At 56.3% G+C, this 16,567-nt stretch carries 16 protein-coding genes and 1 pseudogene; 5 read left to right on the forward strand and 12 right to left on the reverse strand.

Annotated elements, in window-relative coordinates:
- From H512_RS24990 to H512_RS0119010, 5 genes are all read right to left on the reverse strand, one after another.
- On the reverse strand, positions 1-257 hold a 257-nt coding region (locus H512_RS24990; protein WP_036792780.1), incomplete at its 3' end, for a transposase.
- A 72-nt stretch (positions 258-329) separates the two neighbouring features.
- On the reverse strand, positions 330-938 hold the full coding sequence (locus H512_RS24995; protein ID WP_053240066.1) for a D-lyxose/D-mannose family sugar isomerase: 609 nt from the start codon (positions 936-938) through the stop codon (positions 330-332).
- A gap of 132 nt (positions 939-1,070) precedes the next feature.
- Complete coding sequence (locus tag H512_RS0119000; RefSeq protein ID WP_026784777.1) at positions 1,071-2,333, reverse strand: glycerate kinase type-2 family protein; 1,263 nt, start codon at positions 2,331-2,333, stop codon at positions 1,071-1,073.
- Between the two features lie 93 nt (positions 2,334-2,426).
- Complete coding sequence (locus tag H512_RS25000; RefSeq protein WP_053240067.1) at positions 2,427-3,158, reverse strand: FadR/GntR family transcriptional regulator; 732 nt, start codon at positions 3,156-3,158, stop codon at positions 2,427-2,429.
- 134 nt (positions 3,159-3,292) lie between these two features.
- Entirely contained in the window at positions 3,293-4,369 is a 1,077-nt protein-coding gene (locus H512_RS0119010) for an ABC transporter ATP-binding protein (RefSeq protein ID WP_026784778.1), read from the reverse strand.
- Positions 4,370-4,656: 287 nt separating this feature from the next.
- Here H512_RS0119010 and H512_RS0119015 point away from each other — a divergent pair, with 287 nt between their 5' ends.
- The 5 genes from H512_RS0119015 (at position 4,657) to H512_RS25010 (ending at position 10,710) form a co-directional block, all read left to right on the forward strand.
- Positions 4,657-6,018, forward strand: a complete 1,362-nt coding sequence (locus tag H512_RS0119015; RefSeq protein ID WP_026784779.1) for an ABC transporter substrate-binding protein — start codon at positions 4,657-4,659, stop codon at positions 6,016-6,018.
- Between the two features lie 221 nt (positions 6,019-6,239).
- Entirely contained in the window at positions 6,240-7,046 is an 807-nt protein-coding gene (locus H512_RS0119020; protein ID WP_245585457.1) for a carbohydrate ABC transporter permease, read from the forward strand.
- Positions 7,043-7,879, forward strand: coding sequence for a carbohydrate ABC transporter permease (locus H512_RS0119025; protein ID WP_026784781.1), 837 nt, complete (start codon positions 7,043-7,045; stop codon positions 7,877-7,879). The genes H512_RS0119020 and H512_RS0119025 overlap by 4 nt, the downstream gene beginning before the upstream one ends.
- 463 nt (positions 7,880-8,342) lie before the next feature.
- Entirely contained in the window at positions 8,343-9,137 is a 795-nt protein-coding gene (locus H512_RS25005) for an HpcH/HpaI aldolase family protein (RefSeq protein WP_053240068.1), read from the forward strand.
- Between the two features lie 106 nt (positions 9,138-9,243).
- Positions 9,244-10,710, forward strand: a complete 1,467-nt coding sequence (locus H512_RS25010; RefSeq protein WP_053240069.1) for an NAD(P)-dependent oxidoreductase — start codon at positions 9,244-9,246, stop codon at positions 10,708-10,710.
- Positions 10,711-10,739: 29 nt separating this feature from the next.
- On the opposite strand, the pseudogene H512_RS0119045 reads toward H512_RS25010, so the two are convergent.
- From H512_RS0119045 to H512_RS0119075, 7 genes and pseudogenes are all read right to left on the reverse strand, one after another.
- Positions 10,740-11,924, reverse strand: a pseudogene (locus tag H512_RS0119045) (IS3 family transposase).
- Between the two features lie 42 nt (positions 11,925-11,966).
- Positions 11,967-12,275: a hypothetical protein gene (locus tag H512_RS27150; protein WP_156899574.1), complete on the reverse strand. Its 309-nt coding sequence runs from the start codon at positions 12,273-12,275 to the stop codon at positions 11,967-11,969.
- Positions 12,276-12,604: 329 nt separating this feature from the next.
- Entirely contained in the window at positions 12,605-13,021 is a 417-nt protein-coding gene (locus H512_RS0119055) for a hypothetical protein (protein WP_026784783.1), read from the reverse strand.
- Between the two features lie 59 nt (positions 13,022-13,080).
- Positions 13,081-13,917, reverse strand: coding sequence for a hypothetical protein (locus H512_RS0119060; RefSeq protein ID WP_026784784.1), 837 nt, complete (start codon positions 13,915-13,917; stop codon positions 13,081-13,083).
- A gap of 76 nt (positions 13,918-13,993) precedes the next feature.
- Positions 13,994-14,329 carry a hypothetical protein gene (locus H512_RS0119065; RefSeq protein ID WP_026784785.1) on the reverse strand — a complete coding sequence of 112 codons (336 nt, stop codon included), beginning with the start codon at positions 14,327-14,329 and terminating at the stop codon, positions 13,994-13,996.
- 603 nt (positions 14,330-14,932) lie between these two features.
- Positions 14,933-15,508 carry a tyrosine-type recombinase/integrase gene (locus H512_RS0119070; protein WP_026784786.1) on the reverse strand — a complete coding sequence of 192 codons (576 nt, stop codon included), beginning with the start codon at positions 15,506-15,508 and terminating at the stop codon, positions 14,933-14,935.
- A 787-nt stretch (positions 15,509-16,295) separates the two neighbouring features.
- On the reverse strand, positions 16,296-16,567 hold a 272-nt coding region (locus H512_RS0119075; protein ID WP_026784787.1), incomplete at its 5' end, for an IS256 family transposase.

Genomic DNA, 16,567 nt, shown 5'->3' on the forward strand with positions numbered 1-16,567 from the left:
CTCGGGAAATAGCTGCCGGTGCGCAGCTTCGGGATACGAAGCTCGACTGTGCCAGCACGTGTCTCCCAGTCCCGGTCGCGATAGCCGTTGCGCTGGGCTAGTCGGAAGCCATTCTTCTCGCCATAGCCCGCGCCGGTCTTCGTGCCGACCTCCAGCATCATCAACTTCTCGGCAGCAAAGCCGATCATCTCGCGCAGCAAATCGGCGTCGGCGCTCTTCTCAACGAGTGAGCGCAGGTTCATCATGTCGTCGGTCATCGGTGGTGTCCTTCAGGTTGGTCTTGAACAACCCGACCCTACCGGAAAACACTGGTGACCACCGCTACCCTGCTACACCACGCCCTGGGACACGATCAAATAATTATCCGTAAAGTCGTCGTTTACCTGGCTGACTTCCCAGGCGAGAGATTTGCCTGTGCCGGCTTCCGCATAAAACCGATGATAGACGCCGCGCTCCACCGTTACGCTCTCTCCGGGCTTCAGGCGCAACGGTTCATGTGGGTTGAGCCGAATCTTCCGCCCGTCCGACATGACGTCGACGGGGCTCGCCCTGTCGGCTTCCGTAGCGTGGAGGAACTCGATCATCAGGTTGCCTCCGCCACAATTTATGATGTCCTCGAGCTTGACCTTGTGCAGATGAAAGGGCGTTTCTTGAAGCTCGCGCACAATCAGCATTTTCTCTGCATATGGCCGTTCCGAAGCGTCTCCTTGTATGCCGTTGCGAAGGCAAAGCAGGGTAAGGCCGCACTCTGCAAAATTACCACTTCCGAAGTCGGTAATATCCCAGCCCATTTGCCGGCGTTTCACGAAGCGCGCGACGTCCGGGTTCTCGACGTAGTCCGGGATCTGCCAGTTTGACCAGAGGGGAAGTGCACGTTGGAACGCCGTGGCAAAAGCCCTGGCATCCTGGATAATTGTGTTGATTTCAGACCGTTTCATCTGCTCCTCCACTAAAGTTATTGATCTTTATGGGGCCAATAGCGGCCTGGACCGATCCGTTTGGCTCTCCGGGGATCGCCAAGATGCTGCCTCGATCGGCATGGGAAGTCCGTTGACCCATGGCCTTCTATCTCAGGAGATCAGCATCGCCCTGAAATCATTGACGTTGGTTCCTGTTGGTCCGGTCTTGAACAGGTCATCGATATTCTTGAAGCCGGTGTAACTATCATTTGTGTCGAGGAGCTGCCGCGGATCGAAACCCGCAACTCGGAGGCGTGCAACGGTGGTGCCGTCGGCGAAAGCTCCGGCATTATCCCCTGTGCCATCGATCCCGTCAGTGTCTGCGGCGAGAACATGGATGTCGCGGCCATCGATCGCCAAGGCAGCCGCCAGGGCAAATTCGCTGTTTCGCCCACCCTTTCCGTGTCTGGACTTCAGGGTAACCGTCGTTTCCCCGCCGGAGAGAATGACCACCGGTTTGCCGAATGGCCTGTTGCGTTCAAAAACCCCCTTGGCGATTGCCGCGTGCACAAGGGCGACATCGCGTGCCTCACCTTCGACTGAATCGGACAGAATGACGGCTTCAATGCCGCTCGACCGGGAAACGGCGGCGGCAGCTTCGAGCGAAACGCTAGCAGAAGCAATGATATGGTGGCTGTTACGACTGAAAATCGGATTATCCGCACGGGGCGCATCGGCTCCTGTCGAATTCAGATGGTCGATCGCAGCCTTCGGTAACTTCAAATTATATCGGGCAACGATTTCCAGCGCTTCGTGACGTGTGGAATTATCCGCAACCGTGGGGCCCGAGGCGACGTAGGCGGCATTGTCGCCGGGAATGTCCGAGACAATCAAACTGACGACGCGAGCCTTTGTCGCGGCTGCCAACCGGCCGCCTTTAATCGTTGAAAGGTGCTTGCGCACGACATTCATTGCAGAAATCGGTGCCCCGGAAGCAAGCAGCGTTTCATTGAGAACTATCTCATTGTCGAGCGTCAGTGGTTTGGGCGGTGCCGGCAGCAACGCCGACCCGCCACCGCATATCAGCGCGATAACGAGATCGTCTTCAGACAGATCCTTGATGGCGTCGGTTAACCGCTTCGATGCAATAAGTCCCGCCGCATCGGGGACCGGATGCGCCGCTTCGATGATTTCGATCGAGTTGGTTTTGCAGCCGTACCCATAGCGAGTCACAACGACACCGTGGATAGGACCTTTCCACAACCGCTCAAGCGCGCTTGCCATCTGTGCGGCGCCTTTCCCGGCACCAATAACGACTGTCTTCCCTCTTGGTTTTTCAGGCAGATGTGCGGCGATGCCTGTCTGAGGATCTGCGGCCTTGACCGCAGCGTCGAAGAGAGAGGCCAGAAAGATGCGTGGAGCCGGTATCATTATCAGTCCTGCCGCCGAGCAATATGAATAGCTTGGCGAGTGCTATGGTCAGCGAAACGCCATTGTCGATGCCGATGGAATTTAAGCCGGCCCGGTTCAGCTTGTTGGCTGCATTTTCAAGAAGTAATCTTTGGTTGCCATCATATGCTTTCGCATGGCTGAAGCTGCCGCCTCTGGATCGTGGGTTTCGATCGCGTGCAAGATCGCCTCGTGCTCTTGGCATGTATTGGGTGCACGCATTGCGCTGGTCGCGGGTTGAAGTGCACTACCCGCTTTCGTTTGCGCCACCATGCCGGGCGCTAAAACGCTTATCAAGGATTGCAATGCCATGTTGCCCGTGGCTTCGGCGATCCTGATATGGAAGAGCAGGTCAATCTCAATTGAATTTTCGCGATCCTCTTCGATCATACGCTTATGTTGTTCATATGCAGATCTTATGCGTTCGATTGCTTTGTCATCGGCGCGTTCAGCGGCGAGCTGGGCGACACTAACTTCAAGCAGCATACGTGCTTCAACAACATCGAACGTATCGGGGGCCGCGAGCGAAAGGACATTGGAAACAAAACTTGACAGCCCTCCGGACGTCAGGTCGACCACGACAGTGCCACTTTGAGGTTTGGTCTGCAGAAGTCCGAAGAACTCAAGCTTATAGAGGGCTTCGCGCACCACACTGCGTCCGACGCCGAAGCGTTCCGCCAACTCCCGTTCGGCCGGCAACTTATCGCCAGCCTTCAGCGTGCCTTCCAATATCAAGCCACGCAATCGCGCAATCACCTCATCGGCGAGGCTCTGCTTACGTAACGGGGTCAATTTTTCAATTATGCTCATGCGTTCACCATCCCGTCATTAAGCTTTCTTGAAACTAGCTGCTAGTTTAGTTGATCTGATCAACCAGTTCAACGACGGCCCGGCTATTGGTGCGACCGACGATCGTCTGCCCCACTCCATTTCGCCGCTGCCGCTCAATTGGCCGTTTGAACCCGGCTCTCGCTTTCAGCGTCAAAAATGTGGATACGTTCCTGAGGGATAGCAATATGGACCCGTTCGCCGCGCACGCCCTCAAAGCGTGTATGGAACAATCCCACCACGTCGGTTTCACCCAACGAGAATTTCACCTGCGTTTCGGATCCCATCGGTTCGACAACCACCACCTGAACGGGAGTTCCGCTCTCGGAAATCTGCAAATGTTCTGGCCGAATTCCGAGGACCAGTTCCCGTCCGTCAAATGAAGCTGGCAAAGGGGGTAACCTGATCTCGGCGGAGCTCTCCAAGCGCAAGACGGGATCGCCAGTACGGAATTCTGCGCGGCCCTTGATGAAATTCATTGCCGGTGATCCGATGAAGCCAGCGACGAACAGGTTGGAGGGGCTATCGTAGAGTTCGAGCGGTGCGCCAATCTGTTCGACGACGCCGTCGCGCATAACCACGATCTTGTCAGCTAGCGTCATTGCTTCGACCTGATCATGGGTGACATAGACGATCGTGGTTCCAAGCCGCTGATGAAGCTCCTTAATCTCGGAGCGCATTTGTACCCGCATCTTGGCGTCGAGGTTCGACAGAGGTTCGTCGAAAAGAAAGACTTCCGGATCTCTCACCATTGCACGGCCCATCGCGACCCTTTGTCTCTGTCCGCCGGAAAGTTGCCTGGGATATCTGTCAACCAACCCCGTCAGGTTCAGCATCTCTGCAGCAGCGTGAACTTTTTCGTCGATTATTCTCCGATCAATGCCGCGCAGCTTCATCGAGAAGCCCATGTTTTCCGCGACGGTCATGTGGGGGTAAAGCGCGTAGCTTTGGAAAACCATGGCGATGTCACGATCCTTGGGCTGAAGATCGTTGACCCTCTTTGCGCCGATCCGCACGTCGCCGCCGGTCACTTCTTCAAGGCCGCATATCATTCGCAACAGCGTCGACTTGCCACACCCGGACGGGCCAACAAGGACGACGAACTCGCCGTCCTTCATTGAGACGCTTACGCCCTTTATGACGTTGAGTTCCCCGAATGCCTTCTCAACATTGATCAAATCAACCGATGCCATCCCACCCTCCAAATTATGTGCGACCAGCGATATCAGTCCACATAAAATTGGTCAACCAAAAACCAGTTGCTAACATACCAAATGGGTGGTAGCTGTCTCTTGGCTGCGGGCGATTTGGAGCGAGCCGCAGTTTCAGGACCAGACACTTGAGGCTTACCGGCGCAGATTGCCCGGTACATACTCGGCGCTCATGCGATGGTGCCATGCTCGATGCTGCCAGCGTAAGAAGCAGAGCAAGATACGGCGTCCTGAATGTAATGACGTGAGGAAGTTATTGGGGAGGAACCATGAGGAATATTATTCTTGGTGTGACCGCAGCTGCGTTACTCGGCTCAACGTCAATCGCATCGGCCGAAACACTGACTATCTGGTGGTCGAAAGGATTTTATGCCGGCGAGGATGTCGCTTTCAAAAATGTCGTTGAGCGGTTCAAGAAGGAGAACGGCGTCGACGTCGATTTATCCCTCTATCAAGCCTCCGACATGAACGTTAAGTCGACGGCAGCTGTGGAAGCGGGCACGGTACCCGACATCGCCTATGGCGACCAACTCGGTGTCAAGTTGATTGGCAAATGGGCCTACGACGATAAGCTCGAAGACCTCTCCGACGTTATTGAGCCAATCGAAGGCGAGTTCGCGCCGGAAGCACTGTCGGCGGCAAAGCTGTTCGACGAGAAATCCGGCGAGCGCAGTTATTATGCCTTCCCGCTCGGCTCGCAGACGCTGGCCACGATGGTTTGGACAGATCTGTTGACCGATGCAGGAGTCTCGACTGACGATATTCCGCAGCAGTGGGAGGCGTACTGGTCCTTCTGGTGCGACAAGGTTCAGCCGGCGCTTCGCGCCAAGGGCAAGAGGATTTACGCCGTCGGGATGCCTTACGGCATCGGATCCTCGGATGCGACAAACGTCTTCATGGCCTTTGCCGACGCCTACAATGTGAGGCTCGTTGACGAGAACGGCAAGCCGCGGTTCGACGCCCCTGACCTGCGCGAAAGCCTCACGAAAGCCCTCGCTTCATATACCGGCCTGTATCAAAGGGGCTGCACGCCACCCTCCAGTGTCAATTGGCAAGATCCCGATAACAACCAGTATATGCATTCGCGTCAGACAGTCATGACGTTCAACTACTCCATATCGATTCCGGGGAAATGGCTGGATGATTCGACAAACCCCAATCTTTCCAAAGACGATCAAGCCAAGGCGCTCGACAACTACCAAAACAAGTTGGTGACGCTGCCGCCACCGCACGACGCTGCCGATCAGCCGCTCAAGACGCGCGCGACCTATCTGCCTGGCGTCATTTTCAAGGACTCGAAGAATAAAGAGTTGGCGAAGAAGTTTCTTACCTTCCTTCTGAAGGACGAGAATCTGAACCCCTACATCGATGCGACAAAGGGGCGGTTGTTCCCGTCCAAGAAGACCGATATCGACAGCGCGTTCTGGCAGTCAGACAAGCACTTGAAGGCCTATCACGGCATCTACATGGTCGGAACCGAGCCTTGGGATTACACGCGGAATTACAAGCTTTCGGCCTTGAACAACGAAGGTGTCTGGGCCAAGGCGGCCGGCAAGATCCTAACGCAAAATTATGCGCCCGATCAGGCGGCAGATGAACTCATCGCGGACATGAAGCGGCTTGTCCAGTAAATAACGAAAATGGGGCTGCGAATTGGCGTCTCTTCCTCGACTGGGTCCAGGTTGGGATTGGAACATCTTTCGCAGCCCCTGCTTCATGTTTGCCGTGAATGATGCTGCTGCCCTCGTCATGAAAGTGAATTGTCGAAAAGATGACCACGTCGGCCTTCTCTGAACGCTATTCCGCGTCTCAAGTTTCGAAATCTCACCGGCAGAGACAAGCCCTGATTGGCATGGGCTTTCTGGCGCCTTATGTGCTCGTCCTTGCCATATTCGTTGTCGTTCCGGTAATAATCGGCTTTGGGATTGGTTTGCGTCCGCAAATCTATCGGGAGCTGCTCGCCGATCCTGTTTTTGCAACGGCGGCGAAGAACACGTTCATCTACGTCATCGTGTCGGTAAATGCGACGATGGTCATCGCGCTTATTCTGTCCGGCTTTTTCTCTTTGCAGAAACGCTGGATCGGACTGCTGCTTGTTCTATTCATTCTTCCATGGGCTGCTCCTTCCATTCCGACGATTCTTTCATTCCGTGTGATGCTGAACGCAGAAACGGGTGTCATCAATCAGCAATTGTTTCAGCTTTTCGGGATTATGGAAGGTCCGGCCTGGCTGACGAATGCAAATCTCGCCTTCGTGATGGCAATTATTGTTCATATCTGGAAATCTCTTCCTTTCTGGACTTTGACGCTTCTTACAGGAAGGCTTGCCATATCGGGAGACCTTTATGAGGCAGCTTCCGTCGATGGCGCGAGCATTTGGCAGAAATTCCGGTACATCACATGGCCGTCGCTCGCCAAGCTCTACATGACATCCACTATTTTGTCGGCGATTTGGACGCTGGGGGACTTCAACAGCATTTATCTTCTGACTGGCGGAGGGCCGGCCGACCAGACGCAGGTGCTTGCCACTCTGGGTGTGAAATATGTGAGCAACAGCCGCCTCGATCTCGGCATCGCATCCATTCTGATCGCACTTCCAATCATTCTGCCTCTGGTCGTGGTGATGATGCGCAGGCTTTCTGGAGGGCGTGAGGAATGAGGAAATATTGGAGAAACTCTGGCCTCGCTGCAATTGCGATCGTCATCATCTTGTGGACGCTGTTCCCGATCTACCATCTTGTGGTTCTGTCACTCTCCCCACAGGAAGATATGTTGGCCGGTCACATCTGGCCACAGAACCCGACGCTTCGGAACTTCGGAATTGTGTTTCGCCAGCAGCACAATTTTCTTGCCCACTTCTGGCGTGATATCGGAAATAGCCTAATCGTGGCCGTGACTGTCAGCATACTGACCCTTGTCATCGCAACCTTGACGGCCTTCGCAACAAGCCGGCTGCGTGTGAAGGGATCGCGTCTGCTCATGGGCCTTGCGCTCGGCACCTACCTGATACCGGCCGCATTCTTGGCGATCCCCATGTACCGCGCGATGAGCATTTACGGTCTCCTGAATACCAGATCCGCGCTCATCCTTGCGATGACCGCGCTTGCATCGCCATATGCCATCTGGATACTGAAGCAGGCTTCAGATCGTCTTCCGCGCGAGCTCGATGAGGCAGCCGTGGTCGACGGCGCATCCATCTGGCAGGTCTTTCGCCTCATTTATCTCCCGCTCATGCGCGCCCCAATGGTCGCCATCGGTATCTATGCGTTGCTTCTTGCCTGGAATGAATATCTTTATGCGTTCCTGCTCAATTCGGACGATGCGGCTCAGCCCCTTTCTGTCGGATTGGGCCTGTTTCTCGGGGCAGACGATTCGCCCTGGAATCTGCTCATGACCAGCGGCCTGATTTATGCGATTCCGCCGATCGTCATCTACTATACATTCAGAAAGAACATGGTCTCCGGGATAACGGCGGGGGCAGTCAAAAGTTAGGATATCTGTATCCCGTCGGCGCGCATAGTTGCGGACTAAGTATCCTTTGTTCCTATACTTGAGTTTTAGCGAGGTGAACGGGGCAGATTGCCCTGCATCGCCCCGTGGCTGGGTGACGTCTACTCAATTCTGGCTAACCACCGGCTAGTTAGCCGAAAATCTCTTGTGGCCGGGTCGAGTAGGCGGCTCCAGCTTCACGGCGGGGCTCCCCCAAACAGGAAAGCAACCGCAGAGATGTTTTTAGAAGAAGAGAGGAGAACGTCGGGAAATACAGATGATTTTCTCATCGCCGGATATGTCTCGCTGCAGGAGCGGAAAGCAGTTGGCGATGAGTTTGGCCGCGTTCTTCGGCGAAATGCGATCCGATCGCATTCGGTGACACCAATCGAAAGGAATTAAAATGCGCCGTAATATACTGCGAGAGCATCTCGAAGCGGGCTTGCCTACTCTTGGAACGCACGTCATGTCGGTCTGGCCGACGCTAATTGAGCTCATTGGACAGTCGGGCCTCTACCAGTACGTCGAGTTCACCGCGGAATACGCCCCATTTGACCTTCACGACCTGGACAACCTGGGCCGCGCGCTTGAACTGTCCGGCCTGGCTGGCATGATGAAGATCGAGCAGACACAATATGCCCACCAAGCGATGCGGGCCGTGGGCTCGGGGTTTCAAAGCATCCTTTTTGCCGACATTCGAACTCGTGAAGATGCCGTCAGCGCCGTTAATGCCGTGCGAGCCGAGTGCCCTGACGCACCGGGGGCTCGCGGTCGTGGCCTCGCTGGTGTCGGAATGCGCCGCGATGTCGGTGTGCTCAGGGAAGGCGGGAAACAGGCCTATGTCGATGCCCTCAACGACGTCGTGATTGCTATCATGGTCGAGAAGAAGTGTTGTGTCGACAATTTGGAGGAAATCCTGTCCGTTCCGGGTATTGATATGGTCCAGTTCGGGCCGTCCGATTTTGCGATGAGCATTGGCAAGCCGGCGCAGTACGACGCACCGGAAGTTTTGGCGGCCGAACGCAAGACAATCGAACTTGCTCTCAAAAAAGGACTCCATCCTCGCGTCGAACTGCACGATCCCAAACTGGCGGCCCAGTATATGAGGATGGGCGTGAAGCATTTCTGTCTTGGCTGGGATGTCCGAATTCTGTCGGAGTGGTGGGCCGACAAAGGTACGGATCTCAAGGGACTTCTCGCGCAGCCCGAGACTGCGACAAAGCATGCTGCGCCCGGAAAGGCCACCAACAGCATCTATTAGGATGCTCTCGTAGAAGGTCGCCGCTTGTCGGCCACGACCGCCTTCGCCGAGACGGTTCATCGAACCGTCTCGGCGCTGCCGTGCCTAGCTATAAGTGGAGAGAATTATGGTGCAAGATCAGGAATCGCGGCATCGGCCGGCATCGGTGACGGAGGCCAACACCCCGGAAGGCACCGTAAAAATCTTGATCGTCGATCCCATCGGACTTCGGTTCGGAACCGATGGAATGCAAGATCATAGTGAAGTTGAAGCCTTCATCACCGAGCGAGGTGGCGTATTTCATGGCCAGTCTGCGCCCATCGGCGAACTGATCGACGATGGAAGAGTTCATTTCCATTATCAACCCGGCCTGAGCACGCCGGATGAGATCCGGAAGCGAACCGAAGACGGCCAGTATGATGCCGTCATCGCGGCTGCGACTTTCATACCTGCGGAAGCGAAGTTTCGCCTCGGAGGGGCTAGGATTGGCACCGGGACCGGCAATATGGGCTCTTTGTCTTGGGGCGGCCCGAATGGCGAAGGTGGTGTGGCACCCTTGATGAACACTCCGGGGATCAACAGCCGGGCAACGGCGCAGATGGCGTTCAAAGCTCTTATGAGGGTGACGCCAGACCTTCCGGTTGGTGAGCTGCATCGCCGAGTCGTGGGTGGCGATTTCGATACCGGCAAAAACCTCTCGGAGTATCCAACCGAAAAGCTTGAGAACAAGACCATTGCGATCCTCGGGTACGGAAATATCGGCCGCGAGTTGGCACGTATCGCAACGGCGTTCCACATGAATGTGGTCTTCTACGCCCGTCCAAGCCACCGTGACATGATCCTCGCCGAGGGGTACGCTTATGCCGAAACGCCGGCAAAGGCGGCGACGGGCGCGCATGTACTTTCGGTCCATTTGGGACTTGGCAGGCAGGATCCGGACACCAAGATATTCAGCAACCAGCACTTGATAAATGGGGAAGTCCTGTCGGCCCTGACAAATGGCGCAGTCGTCCTCAACTATGACCGGGGCGAGTTGATCGATGTCCGCGCCCTCGATGAGGCTCTAGCAAGGGGCAAGGTGCGACACGCTGCGATCGATGCCGACATATTCAAGAGCGCAGATGGAATCAGCGGGCCGATGAAGCCTTATCTTTCGCTTGTTCCCAAGCATGCCGATAAGCTTGAGCTTCTGCCGCATGCGGCCGCAGATACCGATCACCCCACTCGGGTTGCAGGTGCGAAGCAGGCAGTTGATCAGCTCCTGGATTCAGTTCGCAATCGACGCGTAACAAACTTGGTGGGCGACCTTCCGGACGGGTATCGTTCGAACGGCAAGCAAACCCCGCCGGGCATCGGGCCAAGCACGCGGGCCGATTTGCTTCGCCTCCTCGGTACTGGCAGAGTCGTCGACGAGCTTCGCGAGTTGAGTGAGACATTGGGCCACATTTTTCGGGAGTTGACCAAAAGCTCGGAAGAGGCGGAGACGATCGCAATGGTCGATCGCTATCTACTTCCTTTGTCGAAAGCTCTACTAAAGCAAGATGCCATTCTGCGGGCTACGGAGATGGTGGCTATCGCGAAGGCTGACGATTAACGTCTTCTTTGACGTCGGTCCCACGGGATCTATCCAGTTTTGTATTCGCTTCCGGTGTTGGTTTTGTCCTGACGGACGGCGGTGTCGGGCGTCGGCGCGGAGCCTATTGTCTGGCGGAGCGCCAGAGCCCGGCGGAGTGGGAAGGTCGCCGCAAACTCGACCGGGGTGCGCCAACCGATCTGGGAATGCGGGCGAGACGTGTTGTAATCGGCCCTCCAACTGGCCAGCGCAGCTTTTGCCTGGGCCAGAGAGGAGAACAACATCTCGTTGAGCAACTCATCGCGAAGACGGCCGTTAAAACTCTCGATGAAGCCGTTCTGCATCGGCTTGCCCGGCGCAATGTAATGCCATTCGACGCTGGCGCCTTCTGCCCATGTGAGAATGGCGTTGCTGGTGAACTCGGCGCCGTTGTCGGAGACGATCATCTGCGGCTTGCCGCGCTCGGCGATCAGCCCATCGAGCTCGCGAGCCACACGGATCCCCGACGGTGAGGTGTCCGCCAACAACGACAGGCATTCCCGTGTGCAGTCATCGATAACCGTGAGTATGCGCAAGCGTCGTCCGTCGGTGAACTGATCGGAGACAAAATCGAGGCTCCAGCGTTCGTTGGGACCAAGCGGCAACAGCATCGGTGCCCGCGTTCCGATCGCCCGCTTCCGGCCACCACGCCGCCACACCGTCAGCTTCTCCTCCCGATAAAGACGGAACAGCTTCTTGTGGTTGACCTCGTAGCCTTCCCGGCGCAGCAGCATGTGCAGACGCCGGTAGCCGAAGCGACGGCGCTCGAGGGCAAGTGCGACCATGCGCTCTCGGACATCCCGATCGTCGGGGCGGGTCGACTGGTATCTCACCATCATCCGGCAACAGCCGATGGCTTTACACGCCCGCCGTTCGCTCATCCCATGGTGCTCCATCAGGTGGGCGACAGCCTTCCGCTCGGCAGCGGGCGCTACCACTTCTTTCCCAGAAGATCCTTCAGGGCGACGTTGTCCAGCATGGCGCCGGCCAGCATCCGCTTCAGCTTGGCGTTCTCCTCCTCAAGCGCCTTCAGCCGCTTGGCCTCGCTGATGTCCATGCCGCCGTACTTGGCTTTCCATTTGTAGATGCTGGCGTCGCTGACGCCGTGCTTACGGCATAGCTCGGCAACCGGGACGCCGCTCTCATGCTCCTAGGATGCCGATGATCTGCTCTTCGCTGAAACGACTGCGCTTCATGTTCTGGTCCTCTCCATCGGCCAGAACGAACTTCAAACCGGATCAGGACCAAGGGACAACGTCACAATATTCGACCTCCTTATGGGTTCTGCCTTGATAGACAGACAGAAGGCGCAGACTGGAAGCGCTACGATTGCTTGTGGCGAACTTGAGATTGTCGATGGTTCGGTTAAGACACTCAGCGAAAGTGGTGACGCCACTGGCTGGGACGCTGAGCGCGCGCGTTGGCACATCGAGGATGAGGCCTACGTCGAAGTAAGCTTCCTGCCATTGCAGCACTTTTGCGCGAAACGAGGCTTCAGAATATTTGACCGCCCCGGCGATCAGTGAGAAGCCGCCGCTGTCTGCCATAGCGAATGTGTTTTGGCGGTCCCGCGTTTTGACGATGTCCGGCCGTTCATCTTCAAAGCCGAGCGCTGCCGAATAAAGGGCGTTGGGCTAACTATTGAGCTTGGACTTGGCGTTTAGGAAGTTGAGGTCGACTGGCCGAATGCCAGATGGCAGCCGAGCTTAGGCTTGAGCGTTGGGCTGCTGTGCGGCAAAGACCGTGTAGCCATTGCTTAGCGCAGGAAGATAAAGGGCATAGTCGGCCCATAGAGACGCAAAATTCGTCATGGAGCGTTCCTCTTTGAGGAAAAATAAGGAGGTGGCAGGGAAACTGGGTTCCCGGCCTTTCACGGTCAGCCGTTCGGCAACTCGTCGTTCGGCCGGCCGTCGTTGCCCAGAGGCGTGACGACTCGCGGCCATGTCACGGGCGACATCTTGACGATATGGCGGTTGAACCGTTGAAGCTTGTCAGAGACCGAGGGTAGGTGAACTTCGTAGCTCGCAAGCGCCGTCGCGAACCGGAACACCACCATATGCTCATCCATGGATGCACTGATCGTTCCCTTAAGCGGGAGGTGGGCAAGCGCTTCGGTGATGGCAACAAAGTCGTCAGGATGAACATCCACTGTACCGCATACCTGGGCAGACAGCGCGGGCACGGATACAATCTTTTTGTGGCAGGCAATCGACAAGCTTTGCGCCGCCAGTGTCAACCGAACCGGAGCGCTGTCCTTGCGGAATTTCTTCACGGTCGGAACGATCTCTACCATCTTGTCGATGAGACCTTGCAGATTGCCAGTCTGGATGGTTGGCCTGAATGAGTCGCTGACTATGGTCGGAAGATGTTAGTCCGCGACCTCACCTGCTCTATGAGCATGCCGACATCCGCGACCCTGTCTTGCTCGTCCTTCTCCACCGATGTCGTCAGCTTGATCCGCTTGATCCCTTCCGTGTCGCCAGGGCCGGTGACCTCGAGGTCGAACCTATCGCGCCGCTTCCTGTCCTTGATGTTAGCCGCAGCTCGACGTCGACCATAGGTCTGAAAACGCACATGCCTTTGGATCGGCTCGCCCAATAGATCGGCCGTGGGGACGACCTTGATGATGACGCTGCTCGGATTGAGGATAGGCGAAATCGACATCTTCCCATCGGGGTGAAACACGAACTGACGGGATGCCAGGCGACGAGGTGACGCCGAATCATTCGGGTCGTCCTCGTGATTGACCAAGATGCTGGCTTTTTCCTTGACGAGCGCCTCACCGACTTTAAAGAGTTTGGCAAGAAGCTTGATGCGCTCGTCAGCCAGATCCAGCGCGAAGTAGACGAGCGGCATGGCCTCTGGAGGCAAATTAAGAGTTCGGGCGATCTTTGGCTCTTCGCCGCCTGATTGGAGCGCGAGGGCAAAGATGAGACTGCCACTTCCTCCTCCCAGCGCCCCACCCAGCAGAGATTTCGCCATTGCTGACTGCCGAATGGTGTGGGCGTCGGATGATAGAGGAATGACCTCGGCGTGCTCGGAACTGTCCGCAGCAGAGTCCAGCGCTATCTTGTTGATGCCGCCTTCGCTCTCGATGATGTCCATCAACATCGTCACCCCAGCACTGTCGTAGGTGATGTCGATTCCACCATCCTGAGCCGGCATCGCCTTGCGGGCCAGTTCAAGCAATCGTACCCCCGCCGAGGCATAGCGGTTGAGCGCCTTCGAGTCGTCGGCTTTTTCTTCTTGTCGGCGTTCGCGACGTCTAGCTTGAGATGGTAAGCGAATGCTGCTGCGAGAGGCTTTTGGAGCGAGGGATACCTAGCCCTGCGTTTTTGAGTTCACCCTCAAAGAAGCCTGCCGGAGCAAGCTGTGCGTCCATGACCAACATGGCGACAAGCTGGCGAACGGCTACACGCTTCTTCGCTGCGAAGTCTGTAGCTGTGCCAGCGCATTCCTGCGTTTTTTGACGCCAAGTAATGGCTTGACTGGCGTTCAGGCTCTTGCCGAACGCGGGGACGTCCTTGAACACGAGTCCAAGGTCTTTCGGGGCTGTGCTGGTCTCGGTTGGCGCCAAAACGGCGGAGACGGCTATCACCATGATTTCACCTCTTACTGAGGCGAGCCGCGCCGTTCTTTCCTTCAGGCATAGCGGCTCCCCCCCCGAATGACCAGGTGTTGGTGAGCCGTATTGCAGAACGGTTTCGTGTTGGTGCCGCCTCCAGATTGCCAGTTCCTATCGTTACCGATAGCCCCGCCGGGACGAATTTCAGTTGACTGACATTCAGTCATGAAACCCGTTCTTGTCGAACCAGACCCTCTCGGGTCGCCCCTGCCTGCACTACGGGGGTGGCCGAAGCCCAGTCTCTTTACAGCGTCCGCAAAGGAACCCCGATGGAACTTCGCCGAGGCGAAGCGTCAACACGTAGCGATGTTTCGGGTCTAGCCGCCCCTTTTCACTGATTGCTCCCGAAGGAGGCAACCCCTCGACGGCATTTATCGAGGCTACAATAGGCGAGAATTTACCAAAAGAACTCCCATGGAGTCAATAGAAGTGATTTCTATATGGCTAATGACATGCGGGTTGTCCTTCTTGGGGGGCAATTTTTCCTCACTGAGGAAAAAATCGAGCGCCGGAAGCACCGTTTTACGCTGTTCCATCAATCGCCAGGTGTGAGTTCAGGCTATCAATACGGACGCGCCTTCACAGATGCTCCACTGCCGCTCGCATCATGTCCTCGCGCACGTCGATATACCGCTGCGTCGTGGTCATGTGCTTGTGACCGGCCAGCGTCATGATAACCTTCGTGCTGACGCTTGAATTCGCCAGTTTGGTGATGAACCAACGCCGGCCGCTGTGGGAGGTCGCTCCATCCAGACCGGCAGCAGCATACATCCGGTTCATCAGTTGACAGAGCGTGTTCGGCGAAAACGCCGTATGCTTCTGCGTTACCAGCAGCGGCGCGTTGGGTTTGCGCTTCTTACCTTCCTCCCCTGATCGGCGAAAGCGCTCGATCTCATGGCGCAGCCGGTCGCCGAGGAACACCACCCGTTCATGACCACCCTTGGCGATCGAGGCACGCACGACAAGGCGTTCGCGGATCACGCCATCGGCCTCGAAGAGATCACCGCCCAGCAGGCACGCGATCTCGCCGACACGAAGACCGGCCAGATGCGACAGCATGAACGCCAGCCGGTTACGCTCGGCGTATCGGGACTGCGCAACGACGGCCAGCAGTCGTTTGAGTTCGGGTTCGGTGAGCACCCGCGCTTGACGCATGGAAACCTCATAAAATACTGTAATTGCTCATATTTTATGATGTTTCCATTTGCTCAGCTTCGCTACCGAAAAGTGCCAAGCTAAAAATCCATTGTCGAGCCAATAGGTTAGGTCGAGAAAGTGAAAAAATGTCATAAAATCAGTATTTTATGACATTTGGCCTAACGGTTGACGACTGCGATGGTCGAACTTTTGATCCGAGAATGAGTCGCGTTTCAAAAGAGTGCTGCGGTCTAGCGCCATATCGAAGTTCCTGTGGCTGGGGCGTTGGTCTGCCTTTTGCTTTGCTTGCAATCCAAAAGTTTTTGGAGCAAAATAACGGTTAACGAAACCTCCATTTTTGGAGTGCACCTTGGACGCTAACATTTCGAGCTTGCTTGCGGATCATGACCCTCAGAAGGCCAGAAACTTTGTGCTGCGTTACGAGGAATTGCGTAACGCGGCTTGGGCAGATGCTCACCGAGCCGCTGTTTCGCGCGCAGCCTCCGGAGGGCATATTCCCCACCTTCGTGGGCAGTTACGCTATCAATACAGCGAGCAAGCGTTGGCACAGGCTGCTCAGGAAACGGGATGCGGCTATTTACCATTTGCCAGCAATCCGCCTGGAGCAATCTGCATACTGGCCCGTGTGGGCAAGTTTGCGATTGCGAGTCTCAAGTTGGACCACGATTGGGTTAGGCCTCGCCCTTCTACGATGCGCGCTCTACTCGCACGCCCTAAGATCGTGTCCCAGGGCGTGGTGTAGCTTCGGCGCTCGCCGTGCCTTCCGGACAGAGCCGGGAACGTGTCAGCTTGCCGCTGGCAGGCTGATGAGCGGATCATCGCTCATCGTGGCGATGGTCTCAAGTGTCATGTAGCGGGACCGCTGGACGGCCCACTCGTCATTTTGTTCGAGCAGCAGCGCCCCGACGAGTCTGACGATTGCGTCATCGTTGGGAAAGATGCCGACGACCTCTGTCCGTCGTTTGATCTCGCCGTTGAGACGTTCGATGGGGTTTGTGCTGTGAAGCTTGGTCCAGTGCTGCCTGGGAAAGGTCATGTAGGCGAGCACGTCCTGCT

It is taken from the genome of Pleomorphomonas koreensis DSM 23070, assembly GCF_000425185.1.
In the GTDB taxonomy this organism is placed as follows: Bacteria; Pseudomonadota; Alphaproteobacteria; order Rhizobiales; family Pleomorphomonadaceae; genus Pleomorphomonas; species Pleomorphomonas koreensis.